The organism is Sphingobium sp. D43FB (assembly GCF_002312805.1).
In the GTDB taxonomy this organism is placed as follows: domain Bacteria; phylum Pseudomonadota; class Alphaproteobacteria; order Sphingomonadales; family Sphingomonadaceae; genus Sphingobium.
Genome location: NZ_NMUA01000002.1, coordinates 86,674 through 107,816 on the forward strand (window position 1 = coordinate 86,674; position 21,143 = coordinate 107,816).

Sequence of the window (21,143 nt, forward strand, 5' to 3'; positions counted from 1 at the left end):
CGCACGTCTCCCGGCAGGGTTTATCGCCCCTTGATGGCTAGGCTGGCCCCGGCGCGCGCACCATCAGGGATAGTCCTTATAGAATTTTCTGCGCCCAAATCCGATTCATTCCGGCATGACGTGGACCACGATACGCCTGGAGCTGGCCAGTTCCCCTGCTTTTCCCAAAGGGTCGGTGGCCCGCAGCTATGTGCTGCGGTTGCCGCTGGGAGAGGATGGCGTGATCGACGAACCGGCCTATCGCGCCCATCCTGAACTGGCGACGGTGCGGCGTTTCTGGCCCAACGAACCCGACCGGCACGGCAGCCTGTTGCGCACGGCCGAAGGCTGGGCGCTGGCCTATGCGCCGGGCAAGGAAGATGACGAACGGCTGTTCCGGCTGGATGCGCAAGCGATCCGGGCGGGCAATATGATCACCCTGATCGAACCCGATGGCGCTGCCCTGCCCTTCCTGGTGAAGGCGTTGGCGGCGGCCTGAATGCAAAAGGATATTGTTGATGATCGCGCTTGAAACCCGGTACGGCTTTCCCTTCACGGTGCGCCCGGCCACCCATGACGATGAGGTCGCACTCGCCGCCTTCTTCGACGAAGTATCCGACGAGGACCGGCGGTTCCGCTTTCTAAGCGCGGTGCGCCATGTCAGCCCGGCGCAACTGCATGACATTACCGCGTTCGAGCATCACCGGCATGAAACGGTGTTGGCATTCGAGCCGGGCGGCGCGACGATCATCGCGGCGGCGACATTGGCGGCGGACAAGGCGGGTGACATTGGCGAGGTCGCCATTTCGATCCTGCCCGAACTCAAGGGCAAGGGGATCGGCTGGACTCTGCTCGACCATATGGCGCAGGAAGCCCGGCATTGGGGCATCAAGAAGCTCCAGTCGATCGAGAGCCGCGACAATCATGCCGCCATCTCGCTGGAGCGGGAAATGGGCTTCACCGCCCGCGCCGTCAACGGTGACCCGGCGTTGATGCTGCTGGAGCGCTGCTTCTAGCGTCGATCAGCCCGCTTCCAGCGCGGCGCCCGCTTCCATCCACACTTCCTCGGCGGCGGCGAGTTTCTTTTCGATTGCGGCGCGCTGGACCATCAGGTCGCTGGTCTTGGCCGTTGCTTTGGCGGGGTTGGCGAGCGCGGCGTCGATGCGGGTGCGTTCGGCGGTGAGCGCAGCCATTTCGCGTTCGGCCTTGTTGACGGCATTCTTGAGCAGCTTCTGCTTTTCGCGCCACTCTGCGGCGGCTTTCTTGTCGGCCTTGCGATCGACCTTGGGCGCGTCGCCGCTGCTGCTGTTGCCGTCGGCCTTGCGCAGGATGATGTCGGTATAATCATCAAGGCTGCCGTCGAACGGCTGGGCGGTGCCGTTATCGACCAGCACCAGCCGGTCGGCGACCAGTTCGATCATGTGGCGGTCATGGCTGACGATCACCACGGCGCCCGAATAATCATTGAGTGCCTGGACCAGCGCTTCGCGGCTGTCGACGTCGAGATGGTTGGTCGGCTCGTCGAGGATCAGCATGTGCGGGGCGTCGCGGGTGATGAGCGCCAGCGCCAGGCGGGCGCGCTCGCCGCCGGACATGGAGCCGACCTTCTGCACCGCGCGCTCGCCGGAAAAGCCGAAGCGGCCCAGTTGCGCGCGCACCGCACCGGGGGTCGCGCCCTTCATGACACGGGTCATATGTTCGAGCGGCGTGTCGGTGACGTCCAGCTCCTCCACCTGATATTGGGTGAAATAGCCGACATTCATCTTGGGGCTGGACGCCATTTCGCCTTCCATCGGCGCGAGTTGCGCGGCGATGAGGCGGGCCAGCGTCGTCTTGCCATTACCGTTGCGGCCCAGCAGCGCGATCCGGTCATCCGGGTCGATGCGCATGTTGATGCGCTTCAAGATCGGCGTGTCGCCATAGCCGACCGAGGCCATGTCCATGGTGATGAGCGGCGGGCGCAGTTCGGCGGGGCTGGGGAAACCGAAATGCAGCGTCGGATCTTCGATGGCGGCGGCGATCGGCTGCATCCGGGCCAGCGCCTTGGCACGGGACTGGGCCTGTTTCGCGGTCGAGGCACGGGCGGAGTTGCGGGCGACATATTCCTGGAGCTTTTCGCGCTCGGCCTGCTGCTTGGTGCGGGCCGATTCGAGCTGGGCCAGCCGTTCGGCGCGCTGCCGTTCGAAGGCATCATAGCCGCCGGGATAGAGGGTGACCTTCCCGCCTTCGAGATGGAGGATATAATCGACCACATTGTTGAGCAGGTCGCGTTCATGGCTGATGATGACCACGGTGCCGCGATAGGCTTTGAGGAAATTTTCGAGCCAGAGCGTCGCTTCGAGATCGAGATGGTTCGAGGGCTCGTCGAGCAGCAGCAGGTCGGGGTTGGAAAAGAGCAGCGAGGCGAGCGCCACGCGCATCTTCCAGCCGCCCGAATAGCTGTCGAGCGGGCGGCCCTGCATTTCCTCGTCAAAGCCAAGGCCCACCAGGATGCGGGCGGCGCGGGCGGGCGCGGTGTAAGCGTCGATCGTCGTCAGCCGCTCATAGATATGGCCGAGGCGATCGGGGTCTTGCGTATGTTCGGCCTCTTCCATCAGCGCGGCGCGTTCCTTGTCCGCCTCCAGCACGGTTTCGAACGGGGTCGCGGTGCCCGACGGCGCCTCCTGCGCGATATAGCCAAGGCGCGTGTCGCGCGGCATGTCGCAACTGCCCTCGTCCGGGTCGAGCTGACCGATCATCACCTTCATCAGCGTGGACTTGCCAGCGCCATTGCGGCCGATGAGGCCGACGCGCGACCGGGGCGGCAGCGCGGCGGCGGCACGGTCAAGGATGATGCGGCCGCCCAGGCGCACGGTGATGGCATTCAGATTAAGCATGGCGCGCCCCTAGCATGGGTGTGCGGTGCAGCAAAGGCAGGAAGCGGCGTTTTGCAAGGGCGCGGGCGGTTGCGAAGTATACAGTGTCGTGGCCGACGCAAAAGCGTGGGGACAGACGGGTGGCGCGGATTTCGCAATAGGAGAATTTTTGCGAAGTGGGTGGGTGTGCGGAGGGGGAGCCGCAGGGAGGGGGAAGTTGACGGGGAGAAAGAGCGGCTTAGAGTATGGCATGATAGGGGGGATGTAGGACAGGGGAATAAGCCGACCGGCGAATGTGCGGTTTGGAGCAACGGTCTTAGGTTGGCTGCCATGCCACGATGCCAACCGCAGCCGACCACTGGCCGAGATGGTTTAACCGATCGACGCTCAATTCACAGTGTCTGCTTCTTCAATTACGCACTGATCACGCCCCCGGTGTTTTGCCTTGTACAGCGCTGCATCGGCGGCTGCATATAATTGCGCGAACGACAATCTGCCGTGCGCATTAGCGATTCCGATGCTGACAGTCATTTGTCCAGCGGCCCCATCTGCGAATATTCGTTTCGTCTTGCCGATGCCAGACCGAAGTCTTTCAGCCACGATGATTGCTTCTTCTGGACCGCTGGTCTCGATCAGCGCCATGAACTCCTCGCCGCCGATCCGGCCAAACAAATCCTTATCTCGCAAAAGCGATCGCGCGTCCTGGGCTATCTCGGTCAAGATTCGATCACCAACGAGATGGCCATAGGTGTCGTTCACGCGCTTGAAGTGATCAATATCGATTACGAGCATGTACAGTCGGCGCGCGTTCCGCAGCGCCAACTTTTCTTCCACATCATATAATATCCGTCGGCGGTTCGGGGCGCCGGTGAGAGTATCGCAGTCGGCCAATCGGCTGAGTTCAACGTTGGCGCGATGCAACTCGTCCGTCCGTTGTGCGACTTGCTGCTCCAGGTTGAGATGGGCGCGCGTGAGTTTTTCCGCCATGTCGTCGAAGTCGTGGCCAAGTTGTTCCACTTCGTCGAGCTCTGGCCTCGCGCTTGCGGGAGAATCGACGTCGGACTGGAAGCGTCGGGTCAATATTCTTGTCCGTTCGGTCAGACGCGCAAGCGGCCTTCCGACATAGCGTCGAATCAGCAGGCTGATAGCGATGCCCTGGAGCAAAAGGCAAAGAAACGCCGTTATGGCTACGCGCGCAACGGCACGCAGTGCGCCTGCTTGTATCACGTCCTCATTTTGGATGGTGAGCACATACCAACCGGGCGTTTTGATCGTGCGCATCGATACATGCGCGGCCAACCTTGGCGCATGGCCCAAAAATGTCTTGCCGGCATTGCTGCGAATGAACTGCCACAGGGCTTGAAGCTGCGGATCGCGCGTCTGTTTAAGGTCCAACAATTGTTCCGACCCCGCTTCGCTCTGAAGCGTGTAGCGTGGATGCCGGATGAGCATTCCTTCGGCCGATACGAGTACGGTATCCGTTGCGTGAAGCCCATTCAACTCATCGGCCGACAGCAAATCATTGAGCAGAAGGCTCGTGCCCCAGGTACCAATGTGTCGCCCGTTCCAATCGACAGGGGTCATGCAGCCCGTCGTCCAAGTTCGACCGGATGTATCGTATAGGATATGCACGAGAGGTGTACATCGTGTCCGTCGCGATGGATTCAACGCAGCCGTGCTGATCTTTGCGAACGTTTCCTGTTGGAAATCAAGGTTGCCGGGAGCTTTCTTCCGGTAGAAGCCGAGCTTGTCCTCACGATCCGGTGCGAACATGATGAGCGTATTGTCCGGAGTGAAGAAATAGAGACTTTTTAGGTCAGGGCGAATGCCTTCTCCGACTGCGTGCGCCACCCGTGTGGCACGGAGAATGAGCGCTCGCTGGTTCGCATCCGGTTCCGTCCCGATATAGGCGCCCACACCACGCACATAACCGAATGGTGTCCGGCCACCGTCGAATAGCAGGTCCGAACTTCGCCGTCCCCCGCGACGATCACGCGGAAAAAGTGTGTCGAGGTTACGCGCGTCATCGGGGCTTGGACCTTCAGCAAGTTCTGCCAACAATAGCTGTTTGGCATGTTCATGCGCTGCGCTGAGCCGTGTGAACCGACCCTCCTGAAGTTCCGCCACTTGCCTGTTCTGGCCATCGAGCCGGATCAGCGCCTCGTCCAGGGCTTGGCGCTTTATATCGAAATATGCAGCCATGCCCGAAACTAAAAACAATAATCCGATCACGAGCGAAAGCGTGACAGCTGCCCTTGTAGAGACAGACATTTTACCGGCAGCAAATATCTTCATGACGCTCTGTTTTGTCATGCCCAGGTAAACAACGCATAAACTATGTCGGGCGATCGCGGGGCGGGATCGGTGATAGACGATCGGAGAGATGTTCGGTCATGAGAGCCGCGCAACAGTGCCAGAATGGCGGAAATTGGCGCTATCTCGCCCCTCCCTCACGCACTCGCGAAAAACTTCGTCCCCACGACGCCCACGACGATCAGCGCCATGAAGCCTATCTGCACGCCGTTCACGCGGTCGCCGAAGAAGAGGATGCCGCCGATGATGACGCCGACGGCGCCAAGGCCGGTCCAGACGGCATAGGCGGTGCCGGCGGGGATGCCGCGCATGGCGAGGGCGAGGAGGCCCATGTTGAGGAAGCTGAGCGCGATCGGCACGATCGACGCCTGCCAGGTGGCGACCCCTGCGGCCCATTTGAGGCTCAAGGCCCAGCAGATTTCGGTGAACACGGCGATGCCGAGGATAAGCCACGCCATGGGCGCTTCCCTTTCGTCTCTCAGCGGGCTCGGTGGGAGAGCGCGCCAGCCGGAAACCCGGAAGAGGCCGCACGCCGGGGCGCAACGCGCAAGGGTGGTGGACAGGGTTGGGTTCGAACCAACGTAGGGCGTAGCCCGGCAGATTTACAGTCTGCTGCCTTTAACCACTCGGCCACCTGTCCAGTACCCTGTGCGATGACAGAAAACTGCCTTTCATCGCGCCGGAGGCGGCTCAATGGCGAAACGAGGCTTGCCTGTCAATGGGTGGATGTGAAATGAGCGCAATCATGAAAAGAGGTCATCGCTCCGCCAAGCCCAAGGGCGCCTTCCCGCGCTTCTATGGGCGTCACGCCGTTATTGCGGCTCTCGCCAACCCCAATCGCATCGTGCGCAAGATATGGGGCACGCGCGAAGCGCTGGCCCCGCTCGACCTGCCCCCGGTGCTGCCGATCGTCTATGCCGACGTCGCCGACATGGGCCGGATGGTCCCGTCGGACGCGCCGCATCAGGGCATCGTCGCCGAAGTCGAACCGCTGGACGATGTCTGGCTGGACGAAGTGCTGGAACAGGGGCGCGACGACAAGCGCCCGATCCTGGTGCTGGACCAGGTGACGGACCCGCATAATGTCGGCGCAATCCTGCGGTCGGCGGCGGCGTTCGACGCGCTGTGCATCGTCACGCAGGACCGGCATGCGCCGCCCGAATCGGGCGTGTTGGCGCGCGCGGCGTCGGGCGCGCTGGAGATCATGCCGTGGGTGCGGGTGGTGAACCTGGCGCGCGCGCTCGATGAGATTGCCGAGGCAGGCTATTGGCGCATCGGCCTGGATGGCGATGCGGACACGGTGCTGGGCGAGGCGATCGGCGAATCGCGCGTGGCGCTGGTGCTGGGGGCCGAGGGCGAAGGCTTGCGGCACAACAGCATGGCGCATTGCGACATATTGGCGAAGCTGCCGATCAGCCCGCGGATGGAGAGTTTGAACGTCTCCAATGCAGCGGCGATCGCGCTCTATGCGGCGGCGAGTCGGTAGAAGAAAGGAAAGGGTGTCGCCCACTTGATAGGGTGACACCCCTCCGTCTCCCCTTGCAGGGGAGGATTTTTTGAGATCAGTCTTCGGGGGCGATGGTGACGCGCAGGCCGTCGAGCGCGTCGCTCAGCACGACCTGGCAGGACAGGCGGCTGGTGTCGTTGCGGTGGTCGGAGCTGTCGAGCAGGTCGTTTTCGTCCTCGGTCATCGCAGGCAGCACATCGGCGAAGTCGGGATCGACATAGATATGGCAGGTGGCGCAGGAGCAGCAGCCGCCGCACAGGGCCAGCAATTCGTCAAAGCCGTTGTCGCGGATGACTTCCATCACCGACAGGCCATTGTCGCCCTCGACAGCCTGTTCTTCGCCCGCACGGTTGACCACGATCAGTTTCGGCATCTATCCAGTCCCCTAGGAAATTATCTCCGCTGCTCTGACGGAGGGACGGCCGGAAATCAAGCGCTGCTGAGGGAAACATCATGGTGACGACGGCGCAGCAGTTGCGCGACAGCCTGGACGCGATCGCCGCCATCGAGCCGGGGTTCGCCGCGGCGCTGGCGCGGGCGGGCTATCCTGAACCGCGGGTGCGGGAGCCGGGCTATGAGACATTGCTGCGCACGATCGTCGGGCAGCAGGTCAGCGTCGCGTCGGCAGGTGCGGTGTGGCGCAAGCTGGAGGCGGAACTGGGCGAAGGCTGTGCGCCCGACGTGCTGCTGGCGCGCGACTATGATGCGTTGCGGGCGTGCGGGCTGTCGCGGCAGAAGCAGGGCTATGCGCGGAGCCTGGCCGAGATGGTGGTTTCGGGCGCGCTGGACCTCCACGCTTTGCCCGCCGATGACGAGGACGCGATCGCGCAACTGGTGCGGATCAAGGGGATCGGGCGCTGGTCGGCGGAAATCTATCTGTTGTTTGCAGAAGGGCGGCCCGATATCTGGCCGGCGGGGGATCTGGCCGTGCAGATCGAGACGGGACGGATATTGGGATTGCCCGAACGGCCGAGCGAGAAAGCGACCCGCGCTTTGGCAGACGCCTGGCGACCGCATCGCGGCGCGGCGGCGATCATGGCCTGGCACCATTATAACATCGAGGTATTATGACCAAGACCCTGCCCCCCAAACTGCCGCATGCCCGCTACATTGTCCTGCACCATGATGGCGCGTGGAAGATCAATCTGAACAACAACTATTATGGCCCGTTCGCGACCCAAGAGGCGGCGGTCGAGAGCGCGACGGCGACGGCGCGGCAGGCAAGCGAGGGCGGTTATCCGGCGTCGGTGCTGTTGATGAAGGGGACGGAATTCGAAACGCTGTGGACCAGCGAGGCGGCGTAAGCCCTGTCCAATAGTGTAGTTTTCAAGGCTTTATCCGCCAGCGGGGGAACTGAACCACGGTGCGGGACATTCCGTTGATCCAGATTATATGGAAATGGGAATGAGCAAGAAGGTTCTAATCGTCGAGGACGAGATATTCGTCGCGCTGGAAATCGAGCAGATCGTCGAGGACGCCGGATTCGACGTCGGCGCGATCGCGGCCGACCGGGATGCGGCGCTCGCCTGCGCCGATTCGTGCGACATCGCGCTCGTCGATCTGAACCTGCGCGATGGGCCGACGGGTCCGGCGATCGGCATGGAATTGGCGCTGCATCATGGCGTGCGGGTCATCTATGTGACCGCCAATCCCGCCCAGATCGGCCCGGCTTCGGTGGCGGCGCTGGGCGTCATCACTAAGCCGTTTCGCGCTCATAGCATCGTGGCGGCGTTGCAACTGGCGGCAGAGGATACGCCGGAACCCTGCGCCGCCGATATTGCGGGCTTTATTCCTTTCCTGCCGTCCGACTCATCGAACGGCGCGGAATCGAGAGGCTGATCGCAAGGCCCTCCGAGCGCCATTCGCGCTCGATTCTACCACCCAGTTGCCGTTCGACGCTGAGCGTCATCAGGCGGCTGCCGAACCCGTCGGTGCTGGAAGGCGCCACGCTCGGCCCGCCCTCTTCGCGCCAGTCGATGCGGATATCGTCGCCTTCGGCACTCACCGCGAGATGGACGCGCCCGTCCGGCACGGAGAGCGCGCCATATTTGGCGGCGTTGGTGGCGAGTTCGTGGAAGAGCAGCGCGAGAGGCGTCGCGGAACGGTCGTCGATCGCGGCATCGTCGCCCGACAGGCGGATGCGCGAGCCGTCCGTGCCGCGATAGGGCGCGAAGATTTGCTTGAGGATGCCCGACAGGCTGCCGACCCCCTGCCCCGGCTGCGGCGCGGATTCGGCGCTGTGCGGGCGTACGAAATCATGCGCGCGACCCAGGGCGAGGATGCGGTCGCGCAAGTCGTCGGCGACATCGCCGATCTGCGGATGCTGGCGCGCGGACAGGCCAATGAGGCCAGCGATGACCGAAAAGATGTTCTTGATCCGATGGGAGAGTTCGTGCGCGATCATCTCGCGCTCTTCCATCATCAATTTCTGTTCGTGAATGTCGGTGCAGGTGCCGATCCAGCGGGTGATCGTGCCTTCGGCATCGCGGATCGGCAAGGCGCGGCCCAGCGTCCAGCGATATTCGCCGCTATGGTGACGCAGGCGATATTCGATCTCATAGGGTTCGCCGGTGACGAGGCTGGTGCGCCAGCGGCCCCAGGCGCGCTCCTGATCGTCGGGGTGGAAGACGCCGCTCCACCCGTCGCCATCGGTCGAGCCGGCAGGCGTGCCGGTATATTCATACCAGCGCGCGTTATAATAATCGTGAAAGCCATCGGGCAGCGTCGACCAGACCATTTGCGGCATGGTGTCGGCCAGCGTGTGGAACATGCGATCGCTGGTGGCGAGCGCCGCCGCGCTTTCATTCTGGAAGGTGATGATGTCGCGGTCGCGGCGACGCCCCTCCAGTTCGACCATCACCTGCCGGGCGAGCAGGACCATGCCCTGGCGCTGCATCGACGTCAGGTCGGCGCGCGGCTTGGTGTCGATGACGCATAGCGCGCCGAGCGGCACGCCATCGGCCCCGACCAGCGGTGCGCCGGCGTAGAAGCGGATATGCGGCGGGCCAGTGACCAGCAGATTGTCGGCGAAGCGGTGATTCTGGGTCGCGTCGGGGACGACGAAAATCTCCGACCCCAGCATAGCGTGAGCGCAGAAGGAGACGTCGCGCGGGGTTTCCTCCGCGTCCAGCCCGGTACGGGCCAGGAAGCGCTGGCGCACATCCTCAACGATGCTGACCAAGGCGATCGGCGCGTCGCACAGCGTTGCCGCGAAATCGGTGATCTCGTCCAGATTGCGGAAACCACCGGCGTCCAGATCGTAGAGCGCGAGCAGCGCGGCACGATCCGTCTCCAGGCCGCGGCCCTCAGCCATCGCTGACCCGTTCGATATCCGCGCCGACGGCGGACAATTTTTCTTCGAGCCGTTCATAGCCGCGATCGAGATGATAGACGCGGTTGACCTGGGTTTCGCCTTCGGCGGCGAGGCCCGCGAGAATGAGGCTCATCGAGGCGCGCAGGTCGGTCGCCATTACGGGCGCACCAACGAGGCGGGGCACGCCGCGCACGACGGCGGTGCGGCCGTTGACGGCGATGTCGGCCCCCATGCGCGCCAGTTCGGGCACATGCATGTAGCGATTTTCGAAGATGGTTTCGGTCAGCACCGATGCGCCATCGGCCATGGTCAGCATCGCCATGAACTGCGCCTGCATGTCGGTCGGGAAAGCCGGAAAAGGCGCGGTCGAAAGGGTGAGCGGGCGCAGCTTGCCGTCCGAGGCGACGCGAATGCCGCCCTTATAGGGATCGACCTGCACCCCGGCCTCGCGCAGCGCGACGATGATGGCGTGCATGTCGTTTTCATTGGCCCCGGCGAGATCGAGCGAGCCCCCGGCGATGGCGACGGCGCAGGCATAGCTGCCCGCTTCGATCCGGTCGGGCATCACGCTATAGGTCGCGCCATGCAGCCGTTCGCGGCCGTGGATCACCAGCCGGTCTGTGCCGACGCCTTCGATATCGGCACCCATGGCGATCAGCAGGTTGCACAGATCGACGATTTCCGGTTCGCGCGCGGCATTGTCGAGGATGCAGGTGCCCTTGGCGAGCGAGGCGGCCATCAGCGCATTTTCGGTCGCGCCGACCGACACCACCGGAAAGGTGAAGTGGCCGCCGGGCAGGCCGCCATCGGGCACGCTGGCGCGGACATAGCCTGCCGTGATTTCAAGCACCGCGCCAAAGGCTTCGAGCGCTTTCAGATGCAGATCGATCGGCCGGTTGCCGATGGCGCAGCCACCCGGCAGCGAGACCCGCGCTTCGCCTGCACGGGCAAGCAAGGGACCAAGCACCAGGATCGACGCGCGCATCTTGCGCACGATGTCATAGGGCGCTTCGGTCGAAGTGACGCGACCCGCGCGCATGGTGAGGACGCGGCCGAAATCCTCCGGCCTCGCGCCCTCGATCATGGTCGAGACGCCCAGCTGGTTCAGCAAGTGGCCGAAGCTGTCGACATCGGCCAGGCGCGGCAGATTGCGCAGCGTTACCGGCTCGTCGGTCAACAAGGCGCAGGGCAGCAGCGTCAAAGCCGCATTTTTCGCGCCGGAAATGGGAAGGCGGCCGTTCAGAGCGTTGCCGCCGCGAATATCAATGCGGTCCATCGGACAGGGTTAATAGCGGCAAATGCGCGCCGCGCAAGGCGGACGCCGTAGCATTCGTCACCTGTGCGCGGCGTGCGCGCAATATAACGGCAACAATCGTCGCCAGCTTGATCGAGTTTAGTGCGACGGGCGCAAATGCAGCCAAAAGGCGCTTGAGGCGTTCTGCCATCGTAACGAGAATTGGAAGAAGGTGTTATTGGTGGCAACGAGTTGTTTCGCCGCAAGGCTGGCCAAACAGGTGCCGCTGTCGGACGCGGAAAAGACGGCACTGGCACGGTTGGAGGAAAACCCCCGCAAGGTAAAGCGCGGGGCGATGGTTCAGCGTGTCAATGATACGGTGACGGAATTGTTCGTGCTGCGCGAAGGCCGGATGATGAGCTTCGTCATCATGCCCGACGGCAGCCGTCAGATATTGCGCGTCTATTTTCCGGGCGACTTCATCGGGTCGGCTAGCACCATCTATAGCCGCGCGCCCGAATCGCTGATCGCGCTGACCGACGCGATTATCTGTCCGTTCGACAAGCATGCGCTGCGTCGACTGCTCGATGAATCGCCGCGTGTGGCAGCGTTGCTGTTCCTGCTGTCCAATGCGGAGCGGGTGGCGATGACCGACCGGCTCGCATCGCTGGGGCGGACATCGGCCAAGGCGCGCGTCGCCTCCTTCCTGCTCGACATGTTCGACCGCATCCGCGTTACCGACGATGCCGTCACCGACAGTTTCGACCTGAAGCTGACGCAGGAGGAAATCGGCGATTCGATCGGCCTGACATCGGTGCATGTGAACCGCATGATCCGGCAAATGGAGGAAGAAGGGCTGATCAGCCGGTCCAACGGCCGCATCACGCTGCGCGACCTGCCCCGGCTGGAAGAGATCGGCCATTATACCAATCGGCAGAAGGATATGGACCTGGACTGGTTGCCGGTCGGATAGCGATCTGATCTTGATGCAGGTGCTCTTCATTTCCGTTCGTGCTGAGTAGAGCCTGAGCCTGTCGAAGGCTCATATCGAAGCATCTGGCGGCTGCGCATGATCCTTCGATACGCCATTTCGACTTCGCTCAATGCCTGTCCTGAGCGCCTGCCCTAGCAGGCAGTCGAAGGGGCTACTCAGGACGAACGGTGTTATTTGAAGGGCTTAACGTACTATTTCTGCCGTGGCGCGGGCGCGAAACAGCGGTCGCAGCGGCGCCAGCAGGTGACGCCGGGCATGGCGAGTGCTGGCTTGAGGTCGGGTTGCGGCGCAAGGCGGGCGAGGATGTCGGGCGACAGGCCTTCGGGCGCGGCGCGATTATGGCACATCAGGCAGTTTTGCACATATTTGGCGCGGGTCAGGCCGCTATGGTCCTCCTGCGCGGCGAGCGGGCCAGGCCCAAGCAGCGGCACGGCCAAGGCAAGCCGCAACGCCCGCATCATGCCAGCAGCTCGACATCCCAATAGAGCCAGTCGCGCCAGCTGTCGTGCAGATAGCCGGGCGGGAAGGCACGGCCATGTTCCTGCAATTGCCAGGTCGTCGGCCGGATCGGTTCGACATGGAGGCGCATGCCCGCTTGCTTTGGCGTGCGCCCGCCCTTTTTGAGGTTGCAAGGCGAACAGGCGGTGGCGACATTTTCCCAGGTTGTGCGTCCGCCCGCGCGGCGCGGCACGACATGGTCGAAGGTCAGGTCCGTGCTGACGCCGCAATATTGGCAGGCGAACTTGTCGCGCAGGAACAGGTTGAAGCGCGTGAAGGCGGGATGTTCGGACGGGCGCACATATTGTTTGAGTGCGATGACCGACGGGATTTTCATGTCCAGGCTGGGGCTATGCACCTGCCGCTCATAGCTGGCGATGATGTCCACGCGGTCGAGGAACACAGCCTTGATCGCGGTTTGCCACGGCCAAAGGCTCAGCGGATAATAGCTGAGCGGGGTGTAATCCGCATTGAGCACGAGCGCCGGGCAGTTTTCCGGGTGCCGTATAAGGTCGGGATGGTACATAGAAACCTTCTACCCCCTTGCCGACGCCGCTGATTAACCAGCAACATGACATCCGCATGACAGCATCAACCAATATCGTCCGTCAAGAGCCTGTATGACCGATACGAACGCCCTACCGCATATGGTGACCCGCTTTGCCCCCAGCCCGACCGGGCGGCTGCATGTCGGCCATGGCTGGTCGGCGTTGCTGGCCATGGACATGGCGCGGGCGGCGGGAGGCGCTTTTCGCCTGCGGATCGAGGATATTGACGGGACGCGCAGCCGGGCGGAGCATGTGGCCGGGATCATAGAGGATCTGACCTGGCTGGGCGTGGCGTGGGATGGGAATGTTGTGTTCCAGTCGCAGCGGCTGGCGGCGTATGAGGCGGCGCTGGATCGGTTGCGGGACATGGGGCTGCTCTATCCCTGTTTCTGCACGCGGGCGGATATTCAGGCGAGTTTGACCGCGCCGCATGGGCCGGAGGGCCCGGTCTATCCTGGGACGTGTCGGGGGTTGAATGGCGATGAACGGGCGCGGCGGATCGCGGCGGGGGACGCGCATGCGTGGCGGATCGACATGGCGACGGCGGTGACGCGGGTTGGGGCAGTAAGGTGGCGGGCGCTTGCTTTCTCTACCTCGTCATTCCCGCGAAAGCGGGAACCCATCTGCGACGGAATCGAATTGACGCAAGGTTGGGAGATGGATCCCCGCCTTCGCGGGGATGACGATAACAAGGGGGAGACGCTGCATTCCGCCGATCCGCTGGCGCATGGCGATGTCGTGCTGGCGCGCAAGGATGCGCCGGCGAGCTATCATCTGTCCTGCACGCTGGACGATGCGGCGATGGGGGTGAGCCATGTGCTGCGCGGCGATGATCTGAAAGGGGCGACAGATATTCATCGGCTGTTGCAGGCGTTGCTTGGCCTGCCCTCCCCTGCCTATTGCCACCATCCGCTGCTGGTCGGGCCGGATGGCAGGCGGCTGGCCAAGCGGGACGGGTCGATCGCGCTTGCCGATCTGCGCGCGCAGGGCGTCGATCCCGCGGAACTTGCGGCTGCCCTAAGAGGCAGACGCTTTCCGGTTGGAATCAGGCTGGCAAGCGCCTAGATTGCATTCATGAACATTGTCCTCGTCATCGCCCTCATCCTTGCCATGGCCGCGACGCTGTTCGCGCTGATCCGTGGCATCATCAGCTTTCTTCAGACGACGAAGGAAGAATTGAACGCGCCCGAAGGCAGCGGTCCCGGTCCATCGCGGTTGAAGCAGAATAAGGCGATGATGAACCGCGTGCTGTTTCAGGCCATCGCGATCGTGATCGTCGCGCTCCTGCTGCTGATGAAGGGCAACGGGTAAGAGTACATGGTCAAGCTGAACAAGATTTACACCCGCACCGGTGATGCGGGGACCACCGGCCTTGCCGACGGTACGCGCCTGCCCAAATATGCGCCGCGCATGCAGGCGGTGGGCGATGTGGATGAGGTCAATAGCGCCATTGGCTTGGCCGTGCTGGCGATCGGCGATGCGCCCGAAGCGGCGTGGTTGACGATGATCCAGAATGATCTGTTCGACCTGGGGGCCGATCTGGCGACGCCGATCACCGATGCGGGCGACCCGCCCTGGGCCTTGCGGATCATCGAAAGCCAGGTCGAGCGACTGGAGCAGCAGATCGATGCGATGAACGCCGAATTGGCCCCGCTCGACAGCTTCGTGCTGCCCGGCGGATCGGCGGCAGCGGCGGCGGTGCATCTGGCGCGCGCGATCACGCGGCGGGCCGAGCGCAGCGCGACGGCGGCGGCGGTCGATGTGACGCTGAACGTGCAGGCGCTGATCTATCTCAACCGTCTGTCCGACCTGCTATTCGTCATGGCACGCCGCCTGAACGACAATGGCGCGCGTGATGTCAAATGGGTGCCGGGCGCATCGCGCTGAGCGGTCGGGTCGCTCGACTCATGCGTGGCACAGTTGAACGCAGAGACGCGCGTTAACCCTGTTTCTTCAGGATGCGTTTAGACGCGCCGACGATTTTCCGCCCGGTCTATAATCATGACTGGGCTGATATGCATTTCTACCTCGCGACCTCCTTCATTTTCCCCCGCTCGCTCAGGCTCCGGCTGTTCACCCTCTGCTTCGTCGCCACCCATTTGCCGCTGCTCGGCTATATGGCCTGGGGGCTGGCCACCGGGCGGCTGGCGCTGGCCGAGTTCGTGCTGCTGACGCTGGCGACGGTGATCGGCACCGGCATTGCGTTGTACGGGATCGGGGCGTTGCTCAATCCCATCCATGCGCTGGCGCAGACATTGCAAGGGCAGGATAGCGACCCCACGCCCCTGCCCCAGGTCGGCGATGTCATCCAGACGCTCTATGCCGGGGTGCATCGCGCCGCCCATGTCACCCGCACGCAGATGCAGGATTTGAACGTCGCCGCGCATGAAGACCCGCTGACCGGCATCGCCAACCGGCGCGGCTTCCTGATGCAGATCGACATGCTGCCGCAGGCGCGGCGCAAGGGGTGCGTGGCGATCATCGACATCGATCATTTCAAGCAGGTCAACGACCGGATGGGCCATGACGAGGGCGACCGGGTACTGGCGGCCTTTGCGCAACGGCTGGCGGCGCAGCTGCGCCGGGTCGATCATGTCGCGCGCTGGGGCGGCGAGGAGTTCATGGTCTTCTTCCCCGACTGTATCGAGGATGAGGCCTGCTGGTCGCTGTCGCGGATCGCCACCCAGATGCGCGACGATCCGATCGGCCAGGTCAATGGCCGCGCAATCAGCTTTTCCGCCGGTGTCGCGCGCTGGCAGGGGACACCGATCGACGAGACGATCGCGAGCGCGGATCAGGCGCTCTACGATGCCAAGCAACAGGGCCGCGACCGGGTGTGCCGCGCCGCTCAACCGGTCTGCTGCTGAAAAAGGAGGGGAACCCTAAAGGGCAGTCATGCGCTTTTTGCTCCATCATCATGCGAGCATAGCGTAAGGGGCAGGCATGGCCAGAAGCTGGACCGAGTTGGACAGGGATGCGCTGATGTCGCGCTATCGCGAGGTGCGGGCGCTGACACAGGCGCTTGGGCTTCCCCTGTCCGATGCCGATGCGACGGTCCAGTCGATGCCCGATGCGTCTCCGGCCAAATGGCATCTGGCGCATGGCACCTGGTTCTTCGAAACCTTCGTTTTGCGCGATCATGTGCCGGGCTATCAGCCGTTCGATCCGCGCTACGCCTTCCTGTTCAACAGCTATTATGAAGCCGAAGGCGCGCGCCATGCGCGGCCGATGCGGGGGATGCTGACCCGGCCGTCGCTGGACGAGATAAGCGACTATCGCGCGCATGTCGATGCGGCGCTACTGGCGGCGATCCCCATGCTGTCGCGCGAGGCTAGGACGCTGGTGACGCTGGGGCTGCATCATGAGCAGCAGCATCAGGAATTGATGCTGACCGACCTGCTGCATCTGTTTTCGCTCAATCCGATGGAGCCCGCGCTGTTCGCCGGACCCGCTGCTGCCTCCATGGACCTGCCCGACGCCCTGCACTGGATTGAAGGGCGCGAGGGGCTGGTCGAGATTGGCGACGAGGGCCGGGGCGGGTTCGCCTTCGATTGCGAGGGACCACGGCACAAGGCACTGCTCCATCCCCATGCGCTGGGGCACCGGCCGATCACCAATGGCGAATGGATCGCCTTCATCGAGGATGGCGGTTATCGCACGGCGGCGCATTGGCTGGCCGATGGCTGGGCCTGGGTGCAAGCGGAAAGCGTCGATGCGCCAGCCTATTGGGCGCAGGGCGAACAGGGCTGGACCCGCTTTGGCCTCGATGGCCGCCAGCCGGTCAATCCGGCCGCGCCGGTGACGCATATCAGCCTGTATGAAGCCGATGCCTATGCCAGTTGGGCAGGCGCGCGGCTGCCGACCGAGGCGGAATGGGAAAGTGCGGCGCAGAATATCGCGCCGACGTCGGGCAATCTGCTGGATGATGCCGCCTGCCCCCGTCCCCACCCCGCCGATGCCACCGCGTCGCTGACGCAGATGTTCGGCGATGTGTGGGAATGGACCGGCAGCGCCTATCGCCCGCATCCCGGCTTTCGCGCGGCACCGGGCGCGGTCGGTGAATATAATGGCAAGTTCATGTCGGGCCAGTTCGTGCTGAAGGGCGGTAGCTGCGCCACGCCGCGCGGCCATGTGCGGGCGAGCTACCGCAACTTCTTTTACCCCCATCAACGCTGGCAGTTCACCGGGCTGCGACTGGCGAAGGATCTGTAACGACCATGCTGCTGACAGACGACGCTCCGACCGTAGCCCATGCGGTCGACCCGGCCTTTCGCCGCGACATCATCGAAGGTCTGTCGCGCAGCCCCAAGGCGACGCCGCCCATCTGGTTCTATGACCGGCATGGGTCGGAATTGTTCGAGGCGATCACCGACCTGCCCGAATATTATCCCACGCGCACCGAAACGGCGCTGCTGGAGAATCATGGTGCAGATTTTGCCGACGCGGTGGGCGAAGGCCGCGCGGTGGTGGAGTTTGGCGCGGGCAGTTCGCGCAAGACGCCGCACCTGCTGCGCGCGATCGCGCCGGGAGCCTATGTGCCGATCGACATTAGCGGCGATTTCCTGCGGGCGAGCAGTGCGACCTTGGCGCAGGCCTTTCCCGACCTGCCGGTGATTCCGGTGGAAGGGGATTTCAACCGGCCGCTGACATTGCCCGATGCGATCGAGGCCATGCCCCGGCTGGGTTTCTTCCCCGGATCGACCATCGGCAATATGGAGCCGGATGCGGCGGTCGACCTGCTGCGCGCGATGCGCCGCCTGCTGGGCGATGAGGCGATGCTGCTGATCGGCATGGACCGGATCAAGGATCGCGACCGGCTGATCGCGGCCTATGACGATGCGGCGGGAGTGACGGCGGCGTTCAACCTGAACCTGCTCACCCGGATCAACCGCGAGTTGGAGGGCGACACGCCGATCGACGGCTTTGCCCATCGCGCGATCTGGAACGATGACAAGGCGCGGGTCGAAATGCATCTGGAGGCGATACGGCCGCTGCATTTCCATGTCGCGGGAGAGAGCTTCCGCATGGCGCAGGGCGAAACCATCCACACCGAAAGCAGCCATAAATATGGCGTGCGCGACGGGCGGCTGCTGCTGCGGTCGGGTGGCTGGGAGCCGGTGCGTGAATGGACCGATGCAGACGGGCTGTTTTCGTTGATGCTGGCGCGTGCGGCGTAGGGGACGACGCCACAGCGGAAAAAGACCGGATATCTGGCAGGAGAAGGAAAAGGCTTCGACAGGCTCAGCCCGAACGGACGAGTGATTGGCGCGCGCGATAGCGCTGTAGACAAGAGGCTGTCTTAGTCCGCGACTTGGGCCGTCCAGGTCGGAATCCAGTGCCAGACGCCACGGCATTCGCCCATGCTGGTCGCTTCGACCAGACGAAAACGGGTGCCGTCCCAGACATAGGCTTCGCTACCGCCGCAGTCGCCGATGCCGCGGCCCTTGGCGAAGCTGTCGAGGCGGGATTTTTCCGGGGTCCAGCCGACATTGACCAAGGTGGGATGCTTGTCATCGCTGAGCCAGCCGGGCGCGGCGTCGAAGGGCGCGAAGCGGAAGGTGCGACGACCGGCGATGCCGGTGGCGATGACCGGAACCGAGGTGAAATTATAGGCCCCCGATCCACAGGGCACGAGGATCAAGGTTTCGGTCTTGCTAAGGCGGTGCAGTTCCGGCGTCTGGTCACTGCGCATTTCACCGGCGCAACCCGTAAATGCCACGAGTTTGGCCAGTTCCTCGCGCCAGAGCGGCGCTGGCGCTGTACCGCTGGGCACTGGTGCGCGGCGGATAACCGGGGGTGTGGGTGCAGGCTTGACCGCCATCACGCCCATGGGACCAGTTGCGACGAGCGCGGTCATCGTGCCCGCCCTGCCCTGCCGCGCGTCCATGTAGCGCAACGCAGCGCCTGATCCGGCGAGCGAAGGCGTTCCCCATGACCGGTTTCCGGCGCGGACGTCCATCGTGGTGCCGCGCGCCATGGCAATGGCCAGGGCGGAGGCCTGCGGTCCCCGGACCTTTGCCTCGCCATCGCGGGCGCGCGCGGTTGCCACCGTGCGGCCATCGACCAGGAAGCTGACATTCGCCACGCCCTTGCTCTCGCGGCTGATCCAGACTTCGGTCGCTGCATCCGGCCCCGCCTCCCGCGCGACGCCGATCATCAGCGGAACCTCCGGCCAATCTGCGCCTTCGGGCATCAGCGCGACCGCCTCGCATCGGTTGCGATTGTCGCAGCCAATGGTCCAGTCCTTATAGGTTTCGAGCGCGCCCGGCTTTGGTGCCTGCACAGTCGGTGCCTGAGCCAGAACGGTTGCCGATCCCAGCATGATTGGTAACGCGATTGCGAAAAGTGTCTTTTCCCCCATGGCTTAACCATAGCGTATTTATAGGATGAGCGGTAGTAGTTTCGTTAACCAAACGAAAATGCAGACATCAGCGCAGGCTGAGCATCAGTCCGGCCAGCGCGGCGCTCATGAGGTTGGCGAGGCTGCCTGCGACCAGCGCCTTCAGCCCCAGCCGCGCGATCATTGGACGCTGATTGGGCGCGAGGTTGCCGGTCACCGCCATCTGGATCGCGATCGAGCTGAAATTGGCGAAACCGCATAGCGCGAAAGTAACGATGGCAATGGTCGCAGGCGACAGCGCGCCCTGCACCTGGCCGAGGTTGATATAGGCGACGAATTCGTTGAGCACGACCTTCGTCCCGAACAGGCCGCCTGCAACCTGCGCTTCTTCCCAAGGGATGTTGAGCAGATACATGATCGGCGAGAAGACATAGCCCAGCAGCATCTGGAAGCTCAGATCAGGATAGCCGAACCAGGCACCGATGCCGCCCAATATGCCGTTGGCGAGCGCCACCAGCGCGACGAAGGCCAGCACCATCGCGCCGACCGCGACGGCGAGCTTCACCCCGGTCTGTGCGCCTTGGGCCGCGGCCATGATGAGGTTGGCGGGCTTTTCCTCGTCATGGCTGGCGACCGGCATGGGTTCGCCCGGCGTGCCTTCAGGGAGTAGCGCGGCCGGGCCGACGCCGCTGATCCGCGTTTCGGGCAAAGGCACGTCGGGCGTGTCGCCGAGCGGCAATTCGCCCTGCACCGGCACACGCGGGTCGGGCATCATGATCTTGGCCATCAGCAACCCGCCGGGGGCGGCCATGAAGCTGGCGGCGAGCAGATAGTCGATGCGGATGCCCATGGAGGCATAAGCCGCCAGGATCGTGCCCGCGACCCCGGCCATGCCGCTGGTCATCACGGTGAAGAGTTGCGAGGGGGTAAGTGCGGCCAGATAGGGGCGGATCACCAGCGGGCTTTCGCTTTGTCCCACGAAGATGTTGGCGGCGGCGCACAGGCTTTCGACCTTCGACACGCCCGTCACGGCTTCGATCGCGCCGCCAACCCAGCGGACGATGAACTGCATCACGCCCAGATAATAGAGGATCGACACCAGGCTGGCGAAGAAGATGATGACCGGAAGCGCGGCGATGGCGAAGCTGGCGCCGCCGATCTCCGGGCTGGCGAGCGGGCCGAAGATGAAGTCGGTGCCCGCCTGCGCATAGCCCAGCAGGTTCGACACGCCCTTCGACATGCCGCCGATGATGGCGCGACCGGCAGGCACATAGAGGACCAGCAGGGCGATCCCCGCCTGCAACAGAAAGGCCGCGCCGACGACGCGCGGCTTGATGGCGCGGCGGTCGGACGAGAGGGCGAGGGCAACGGCAAGAATGAGCAGGATGCCGGCTAGGCCGATAAGAAGATGCATGAAGCGCTTTCGCGGGGGAGGACAATCAGGCGCGACTATATGAGCGGGGCAGCGGCATGGCCAGCCGCTTTGCCGTGTGCGCGGATCATAATAAATGAGATACTATGGTTTTTCTTCCAATTGCTTGGCATCATGCGCCGCAACAACG

At 63.7% G+C, this 21,143-nt stretch carries 23 protein-coding genes and 1 tRNA gene; 13 read left to right on the forward strand and 11 right to left on the reverse strand.

What is annotated here, in order from left to right; genetic code table 11:
* Positions 1-115: 115 nt before the first annotated feature.
* Complete coding sequence (locus tag SxD43FB_RS02205; protein ID WP_037473292.1) at positions 116-478, forward strand: hypothetical protein; 363 nt, start codon at positions 116-118, stop codon at positions 476-478.
* 19 nt (positions 479-497) lie between these two features.
* Entirely contained in the window at positions 498-995 is a 498-nt protein-coding gene (locus SxD43FB_RS02210) for a GNAT family N-acetyltransferase (protein ID WP_096060814.1), read from the forward strand.
* A 6-nt stretch (positions 996-1,001) separates the two neighbouring features.
* On the opposite strand, the gene SxD43FB_RS02215 is transcribed toward SxD43FB_RS02210, so the two are convergent.
* The 4 genes from SxD43FB_RS02215 to SxD43FB_RS02230 form a co-directional block, all read right to left on the reverse strand.
* Complete coding sequence (locus SxD43FB_RS02215) at positions 1,002-2,855, reverse strand: ABC-F family ATP-binding cassette domain-containing protein (protein WP_096060815.1); 1,854 nt, start codon at positions 2,853-2,855, stop codon at positions 1,002-1,004.
* A 366-nt stretch (positions 2,856-3,221) separates the two neighbouring features.
* Complete coding sequence (locus tag SxD43FB_RS02220; RefSeq protein WP_176482652.1) at positions 3,222-5,129, reverse strand: sensor domain-containing diguanylate cyclase; 1,908 nt, start codon at positions 5,127-5,129, stop codon at positions 3,222-3,224.
* A gap of 155 nt (positions 5,130-5,284) precedes the next feature.
* Entirely contained in the window at positions 5,285-5,605 is a 321-nt protein-coding gene (locus tag SxD43FB_RS02225; protein ID WP_096060817.1) for a multidrug efflux SMR transporter, read from the reverse strand.
* A gap of 95 nt (positions 5,606-5,700) precedes the next feature.
* A tRNA-Tyr gene (locus SxD43FB_RS02230) sits at positions 5,701-5,787 on the reverse strand.
* 105 nt (positions 5,788-5,892) lie between these two features.
* On the opposite strand from SxD43FB_RS02230, the gene SxD43FB_RS02235 reads away from it, so the two are divergent.
* On the forward strand, positions 5,893-6,633 hold the full coding sequence (locus SxD43FB_RS02235; RefSeq protein ID WP_096060986.1) for an RNA methyltransferase: 741 nt from the start codon (positions 5,893-5,895) through the stop codon (positions 6,631-6,633).
* A gap of 76 nt (positions 6,634-6,709) precedes the next feature.
* Here SxD43FB_RS02235 and SxD43FB_RS02240 read toward each other — a convergent pair whose 3' ends face one another.
* Positions 6,710-7,027: a 2Fe-2S iron-sulfur cluster-binding protein gene (locus SxD43FB_RS02240; RefSeq protein WP_096060818.1), complete on the reverse strand. Its 318-nt coding sequence runs from the start codon at positions 7,025-7,027 to the stop codon at positions 6,710-6,712.
* A gap of 80 nt (positions 7,028-7,107) precedes the next feature.
* Between SxD43FB_RS02240 and SxD43FB_RS02245 the strand changes: the two genes are divergently transcribed.
* From SxD43FB_RS02245 to SxD43FB_RS02255, 3 genes are all read left to right on the forward strand, one after another.
* Positions 7,108-7,725, forward strand: coding sequence for a DNA-3-methyladenine glycosylase (locus SxD43FB_RS02245; protein ID WP_096060819.1), 618 nt, complete (start codon positions 7,108-7,110; stop codon positions 7,723-7,725).
* On the forward strand, positions 7,722-7,958 hold the full coding sequence (locus SxD43FB_RS02250; RefSeq protein ID WP_176482653.1) for a DUF2188 domain-containing protein: 237 nt from the start codon (positions 7,722-7,724) through the stop codon (positions 7,956-7,958). The genes SxD43FB_RS02245 and SxD43FB_RS02250 overlap by 4 nt, the downstream gene beginning before the upstream one ends.
* 100 nt (positions 7,959-8,058) lie before the next feature.
* Positions 8,059-8,493, forward strand: coding sequence for a response regulator (locus SxD43FB_RS02255; protein WP_096060820.1), 435 nt, complete (start codon positions 8,059-8,061; stop codon positions 8,491-8,493).
* Here the strand turns inward: SxD43FB_RS02255 and SxD43FB_RS02260 are convergent.
* Both SxD43FB_RS02260 and murA read right to left on the reverse strand, forming a co-directional pair.
* Positions 8,441-9,967, reverse strand: a complete 1,527-nt coding sequence (locus SxD43FB_RS02260) for a PAS domain-containing protein (protein WP_096060821.1) — start codon at positions 9,965-9,967, stop codon at positions 8,441-8,443. The genes SxD43FB_RS02255 and SxD43FB_RS02260 overlap by 53 nt on opposite strands.
* The gene (gene murA / locus SxD43FB_RS02265) at positions 9,960-11,243 is read right to left on the reverse strand and encodes a UDP-N-acetylglucosamine 1-carboxyvinyltransferase (protein ID WP_069065958.1); all 1,284 of its coding nucleotides are present in this window, start codon (positions 11,241-11,243) and stop codon (positions 9,960-9,962) included. Before murA ends, SxD43FB_RS02260 begins: the two co-directional genes overlap by 8 nt.
* Before the next feature lie 196 nt (positions 11,244-11,439).
* Between murA and SxD43FB_RS02275 the strand changes: the two genes are divergently transcribed.
* On the forward strand, positions 11,440-12,174 hold the full coding sequence (locus SxD43FB_RS02275) for a Crp/Fnr family transcriptional regulator (RefSeq protein ID WP_069065957.1): 735 nt from the start codon (positions 11,440-11,442) through the stop codon (positions 12,172-12,174).
* Positions 12,175-12,386: 212 nt separating this feature from the next.
* Here the strand turns inward: SxD43FB_RS02275 and SxD43FB_RS02280 are convergent, their stop codons facing one another.
* Positions 12,387-12,656, reverse strand: a complete 270-nt coding sequence (locus tag SxD43FB_RS02280; RefSeq protein WP_255245578.1) for a hypothetical protein — start codon at positions 12,654-12,656, stop codon at positions 12,387-12,389.
* Positions 12,653-13,219 (reverse strand): HNH endonuclease, encoded by a 567-nt coding sequence (locus tag SxD43FB_RS02285; RefSeq protein WP_037473320.1) that lies wholly within the window; start codon positions 13,217-13,219, stop codon positions 12,653-12,655. Before SxD43FB_RS02285 ends, SxD43FB_RS02280 begins: the two co-directional genes overlap by 4 nt.
* A 94-nt stretch (positions 13,220-13,313) precedes the next feature.
* Here SxD43FB_RS02285 and gluQRS point away from each other — a divergent pair, with 94 nt between their 5' ends.
* The 6 genes from gluQRS (at position 13,314) to egtD (ending at position 18,418) form a co-directional block, all read left to right on the forward strand.
* On the forward strand, positions 13,314-14,306 hold the full coding sequence (gene gluQRS, locus SxD43FB_RS02290; protein WP_096060823.1) for a tRNA glutamyl-Q(34) synthetase GluQRS: 993 nt from the start codon (positions 13,314-13,316) through the stop codon (positions 14,304-14,306).
* 9 nt (positions 14,307-14,315) lie between these two features.
* Complete coding sequence (locus tag SxD43FB_RS02295) at positions 14,316-14,552, forward strand: twin transmembrane helix small protein (protein ID WP_037473323.1); 237 nt, start codon at positions 14,316-14,318, stop codon at positions 14,550-14,552.
* Between the two features lie 6 nt (positions 14,553-14,558).
* Complete coding sequence (locus SxD43FB_RS02300; protein ID WP_096060824.1) at positions 14,559-15,128, forward strand: cob(I)yrinic acid a,c-diamide adenosyltransferase; 570 nt, start codon at positions 14,559-14,561, stop codon at positions 15,126-15,128.
* Between the two features lie 128 nt (positions 15,129-15,256).
* Complete coding sequence (locus tag SxD43FB_RS02305; protein WP_069066983.1) at positions 15,257-16,108, forward strand: GGDEF domain-containing protein; 852 nt, start codon at positions 15,257-15,259, stop codon at positions 16,106-16,108.
* A gap of 76 nt (positions 16,109-16,184) precedes the next feature.
* The gene (gene egtB / locus SxD43FB_RS02310; RefSeq protein ID WP_037473328.1) at positions 16,185-17,453 is read left to right on the forward strand and encodes an ergothioneine biosynthesis protein EgtB; all 1,269 of its coding nucleotides are present in this window, start codon (positions 16,185-16,187) and stop codon (positions 17,451-17,453) included.
* A 5-nt stretch (positions 17,454-17,458) separates the two neighbouring features.
* Positions 17,459-18,418, forward strand: a complete 960-nt coding sequence (egtD, locus tag SxD43FB_RS02315) for an L-histidine N(alpha)-methyltransferase (protein WP_096060825.1) — start codon at positions 17,459-17,461, stop codon at positions 18,416-18,418.
* A 122-nt stretch (positions 18,419-18,540) separates the two neighbouring features.
* On the opposite strand, the gene SxD43FB_RS02320 is transcribed toward egtD, so the two are convergent.
* Both SxD43FB_RS02320 and SxD43FB_RS02325 read right to left on the reverse strand, forming a co-directional pair.
* A complete protein-coding gene (locus SxD43FB_RS02320; RefSeq protein ID WP_096060826.1) occupies positions 18,541-19,602 on the reverse strand; it encodes a DUF1176 domain-containing protein in 1,062 nt (353 codons plus the stop codon).
* Positions 19,603-19,669: 67 nt separating this feature from the next.
* Entirely contained in the window at positions 19,670-20,995 is a 1,326-nt protein-coding gene (locus tag SxD43FB_RS02325; RefSeq protein ID WP_069065952.1) for a NupC/NupG family nucleoside CNT transporter, read from the reverse strand.
* Between the last annotated feature and the right edge of the window lie 148 nt (positions 20,996-21,143).

Coding starts and splice junctions, on each gene's coding strand:
- SxD43FB_RS02225 (WP_096060817.1), bottom strand. CDS start 5,605: ATGGCGTGGCTTATCCTCGGCATCGCCGTGTTCACCGAAATCTGCTGG.
- SxD43FB_RS02280 (WP_255245578.1), bottom strand. CDS start 12,656: ATGATGCGGGCGTTGCGGCTTGCCTTGGCCGTGCCGCTGCTTGGGCCT.
- SxD43FB_RS02235 (WP_096060986.1), top strand. CDS start 5,893: ATGAAAAGAGGTCATCGCTCCGCCAAGCCCAAGGGCGCCTTCCCGCGC.
- SxD43FB_RS02300 (WP_096060824.1), top strand. CDS start 14,559: ATGGTCAAGCTGAACAAGATTTACACCCGCACCGGTGATGCGGGGACC.
- murA (WP_069065958.1), bottom strand. CDS start 11,243: ATGGACCGCATTGATATTCGCGGCGGCAACGCTCTGAACGGCCGCCTT.
- SxD43FB_RS02250 (WP_176482653.1), top strand. CDS start 7,722: ATGACCAAGACCCTGCCCCCCAAACTGCCGCATGCCCGCTACATTGTC.
- SxD43FB_RS02240 (WP_096060818.1), bottom strand. CDS start 7,027: ATGCCGAAACTGATCGTGGTCAACCGTGCGGGCGAAGAACAGGCTGTC.
- SxD43FB_RS02305 (WP_069066983.1), top strand. CDS start 15,257: ATGCATTTCTACCTCGCGACCTCCTTCATTTTCCCCCGCTCGCTCAGG.
- SxD43FB_RS02325 (WP_069065952.1), bottom strand. CDS start 20,995: ATGCATCTTCTTATCGGCCTAGCCGGCATCCTGCTCATTCTTGCCGTT.
- SxD43FB_RS02210 (WP_096060814.1), top strand. CDS start 498: ATGATCGCGCTTGAAACCCGGTACGGCTTTCCCTTCACGGTGCGCCCG.
- SxD43FB_RS02295 (WP_037473323.1), top strand. CDS start 14,316: ATGAACATTGTCCTCGTCATCGCCCTCATCCTTGCCATGGCCGCGACG.
- gluQRS (WP_096060823.1), top strand. CDS start 13,314: ATGACCGATACGAACGCCCTACCGCATATGGTGACCCGCTTTGCCCCC.
- egtD (WP_096060825.1), top strand. CDS start 17,459: ATGCTGCTGACAGACGACGCTCCGACCGTAGCCCATGCGGTCGACCCG.
- SxD43FB_RS02285 (WP_037473320.1), bottom strand. CDS start 13,219: ATGTACCATCCCGACCTTATACGGCACCCGGAAAACTGCCCGGCGCTC.
- SxD43FB_RS02215 (WP_096060815.1), bottom strand. CDS start 2,855: ATGCTTAATCTGAATGCCATCACCGTGCGCCTGGGCGGCCGCATCATC.
- egtB (WP_037473328.1), top strand. CDS start 16,185: ATGGCCAGAAGCTGGACCGAGTTGGACAGGGATGCGCTGATGTCGCGC.
- SxD43FB_RS02320 (WP_096060826.1), bottom strand. CDS start 19,602: ATGGGGGAAAAGACACTTTTCGCAATCGCGTTACCAATCATGCTGGGA.
- SxD43FB_RS02245 (WP_096060819.1), top strand. CDS start 7,108: ATGGTGACGACGGCGCAGCAGTTGCGCGACAGCCTGGACGCGATCGCC.
- SxD43FB_RS02260 (WP_096060821.1), bottom strand. CDS start 9,967: ATGGCTGAGGGCCGCGGCCTGGAGACGGATCGTGCCGCGCTGCTCGCG.
- SxD43FB_RS02255 (WP_096060820.1), top strand. CDS start 8,059: ATGAGCAAGAAGGTTCTAATCGTCGAGGACGAGATATTCGTCGCGCTG.
- SxD43FB_RS02220 (WP_176482652.1), bottom strand. CDS start 5,129: ATGAAGATATTTGCTGCCGGTAAAATGTCTGTCTCTACAAGGGCAGCT.
- SxD43FB_RS02205 (WP_037473292.1), top strand. CDS start 116: ATGACGTGGACCACGATACGCCTGGAGCTGGCCAGTTCCCCTGCTTTT.